A 1,166-nucleotide genomic window follows, 5' to 3' on the forward strand; every position below is an offset into this window, starting at 1 on the left:
CGCCCAGACGGCACGAAATGTAACATTCATGCGGCTTTTTCTTTTTGCTGTCCGTTGTCGTTCGCCACAAGCACCGAAATTGCGCGCAGGAAGGCATGCTTACCGGCCTTATCGGCATACCTGCCTTTGTAGCCAAGTCGAATACCAATATCGGTAAAGGTCGCGTTGGATAGTGCCTCTTCCAGTACACGCGCCTCCGCTTCAGGCAATTCTAGCTTCTCGTATTGCTGCACCAATGGTATCGCGCCCCTTGATGAGGTCTGCTTCGCGCCAACCACACCGCCAAGCCACAGGGCGCCACGAGCAATGGCAGGAGGGCATTTCTGGACGGGTGGCAGCTTCTTGGTGTTGGCATAGGCTTCGGCAAGCACTTTGGCGTTTGTGAAGGCCCGTGCCATCGCCTCCTCGTCTTCAGGCGATTGCGACTCTACAGGCGGACGCACGGGCATTCCGATCGGCGCAGCGCGGACAGATACTGGCCTGTGTTCTACAGGCACGCCGCGTAGTTCCAAATATCCGAGCTTGCGCTTGGTACTAAGGGTGGGAACCGTCACTGCGTTGGGTAACGCCAAGCGTACGATGCGCTTCTTCGTCTTCCCGCCACGTGGTTTGAGCGTCTCTACCTTTGGCGCTACGTACACGTTTTTCCCGTCGCGCTTCACGGTTTTATATGAAACCATCAGACCGGAGGCGCGCGCTTGTTCGCGCCTGACAGGATTGCTGTCAAACACAAGCTCGCCTATTACAGTGACATTCCCGTAAACGCCTATTACGCCCTTAGAGAGCTCGCATTGCTCCTGAATATATTCGAGGGTTGGCTAGGTTTCGTGCAGGTACTCGATGCTTGGCTTGCCTGGCGTCTCGTCGTTTACGTCGACGGCTGTCTCACGTTCGAATGTGTGCACGTTGTCATTGGCGGCTAAGGGCGCCCTGGCTTTTGAGTACTGAACCAGAGCCAAGCCGGACTCTGCGTCTTCTTTAATGAGCCAGGTTACGAGGCGTGCGCCTCCACGAAATCGATATGTGCTCATGCGTAAAGTGTCATTTTGGCGGTTCCTTTTTTTGAGCCAGCGTCATTGCCGACGTTTCTACAGTGTCTGGTAAATATGAGATCGCGCAATCAAATGCGTGAATGTATCCCCTCTATACTGTGAGCAGATGATAAC

At 54.5% G+C, this 1,166-nt stretch carries 2 protein-coding genes; one reads left to right on the forward strand and one right to left on the reverse strand.

Going from position 1 to position 1,166, the window contains the following annotated elements:
* Window positions 1-26 precede the first annotated feature (26 nt).
* Window positions 27-641: a hypothetical protein gene (locus ACXJ5O_RS27650; protein WP_457302703.1), complete on the reverse strand. Its 615-nt coding sequence runs from the start codon at window positions 639-641 to the stop codon at window positions 27-29.
* A gap of 57 nt (window positions 642-698) precedes the next feature.
* Here ACXJ5O_RS27650 and ACXJ5O_RS27655 point away from each other — a divergent pair, with 57 nt between their 5' ends.
* On the forward strand, window positions 699-923 hold the full coding sequence (locus tag ACXJ5O_RS27655; RefSeq protein WP_457302704.1) for a hypothetical protein: 225 nt from the start codon (window positions 699-701) through the stop codon (window positions 921-923).
* Window positions 924-1,166: the final 243 nt, after the last annotated feature.

The sequence above is a fragment of the Phyllobacterium sp. P5_D12 genome, assembly GCF_054049495.1.